At 37.3% G+C, this 2,079-nt stretch carries 2 protein-coding genes; one reads left to right on the top strand and one right to left on the bottom strand.

Going from position 1 to position 2,079, the window contains the following annotated elements:
• On the top strand, window positions 1-1,674 hold a 1,674-nt coding region (locus AC220I_RS21685; protein ID WP_486725955.1), incomplete at its 5' end, for a 5'-nucleotidase C-terminal domain-containing protein.
• Between the two features lie 53 nt (window positions 1,675-1,727).
• Here AC220I_RS21685 and AC220I_RS21690 read toward each other — a convergent pair.
• Window positions 1,728-2,079 (bottom strand): HD-GYP domain-containing protein (locus AC220I_RS21690; protein WP_486725956.1); only part of this gene is annotated, 352 nt, incomplete at its 5' end.

The following is a 2,079-nucleotide window of genomic DNA, read 5'->3' on the forward strand; positions in this document are numbered from 1 at the left end:
GAGCTATTTAATGATTTGCCAGTACATCCAATGATCCAAGCCATGAATATGATTGGCTACGATGCATGGGTCCTCGGTAATCATGAGTTTAACTTCAGCATGGATTTCCTAAACAAAAACATCGCTGGATTTAACGGTAGTGCATTAGCTTCAAACATTTATAAAGAAGCGACAGGCGATCGTTTTGTTGCACCATACAAAATTTTTGACATTCAAGGTGTCAGAGTTGCAGTAGTTGGTATGATGCCACCAAATGTACCAATTTGGGAAGCTAGTACACCTGAGCACTTTGCTGGCCTAAAGTTTACAGATGTCATCGAAGAAACTGGGAAAGTCTTAGCTGAACTTGAAGGTAAATACGACGTCCTCGTCGGCGCTTACCATATCGGTCCTGAAGGCGAACACGGTTATGACGGTATTGATCTCGTTGCTGAAAAATTCCCTCAATTTGATGTTATTTTCGGTGGTCATGCCCATAGTCAATATACCAATGAAATTAACGGTGTTAAACTCATAGAACCAGGTCGTTATGGCTGGTCTGTTGGAAAATCGGATATCACACTTGCAAAAGAAAATGGCAAATGGGTTGTAAAATCAGTTGCTGTCGAAAATGTAAATACCGCTAAAGTTGATGCCGATCCTGAAATCTTAGACGCTTTTAAATTTGTACACGACAGATCGCTTGAAGAAGCTAACAAGGTTGTTGGACAAATTTCTGCAGACTTTATTAAAAATCCTGATTACTACACTGGCGAAGGCGAAGTAACAACTTTACCTACTGCTCAAATCATGGATACACCAGTTATTGACTTTATCAATGAAGTTCAAATGTATTATTCAAAAGCAGATATAAGTAGTGCGGCCTTATTCAACTTTGGCTCGAACCTTAAGCAAGGTGTCTTCAAGAAGAAAGACGTCGCATTCATCTATAAGTATGACAATACTCTAATGGGTGTTAATATTACAGGTGAGAATTTACTCAAGTATATGGAATGGTCTGCAAATTACTTTAATACTTATAAAGAAGGTGATTTAACCATCAGCTTTAACCCAGATGTGAGAGGCTATAACTATGATATGTTTAGTGGCATCACGTATGATATCGATATTTCAAAACCATCTGGTTCAAGAATTGTCAATGCAAAGATCGACGGAAAACCTGTTGATTTAACTAAGGTTTATAAATTAGCTGTCAACAACTACCGTTTTGGTACCTTAATTAGTTTAGATCTTGTTAAAATGGAAGATAAATACTTTGACTCTTATGAAGCAATGCAAGATAAAGGAAGAGTAAGAGACTTAATCATCGCTTACACTCAAGATGTTAAAAAAGGCGTTATCAATCCAACTGTAGACAATAACTGGAAAATAGTTGGTACAGACATGGCTAATTCTCCTTATCTTGGTATGGTAAACGAAATGATTAAAAACGGTACCCTTAAATTACCTGCATCTGAAGATGGCAGAACACCAAATGTTAAAGCAATCAACATTCATGATTTAATGAATAGTGGTATGATTAAAGGTGCTATGTATAAGGTTCAATCAGGTGATGTACTGTGGAAAATCGCAAATAAATACCATACAACATGGCAAGCACTTCAAGAACTCAACAACCTCAAAAATCCTAACTTAATCTTGCCAGGTCAAATGCTAAATGTTCCTGCAAATTAATTCATAATCAATTGAAAAAGGTTTGAGCCGTTTTAATCGACTCAAACCTTTTTTTAATTGTGAAAATGCCAAGCCTCACTATTTTGAAAAATATGCAGCAAATCGCCGTCTAGCTTACCCTCTTCAACCATTTTACCCAGGATAAAGAAAGCTTTTTCTGGTGGCATCCCCTTCTTATAGGGTCTATCTGTTGCGGTCAAGGCATCATAAATATCAATGATCGTCAGTATCCTTACTTCTATGGTGAGCTCATCCCCCTTTAACCCCCTTGAATACCCTTTGCCATCCAAGGTCTCATGGTGATTGATTGCCCAATGTGGTACATCAATAAGGTCTTTTGGAAACTTAATTTTGGAAAGCATTTTTTCAGTGGTCACCACATGATTTTCCATAATTTCTCGTTCA

The sequence above is a fragment of the Fusibacter sp. genome (genome assembly GCF_057447755.1).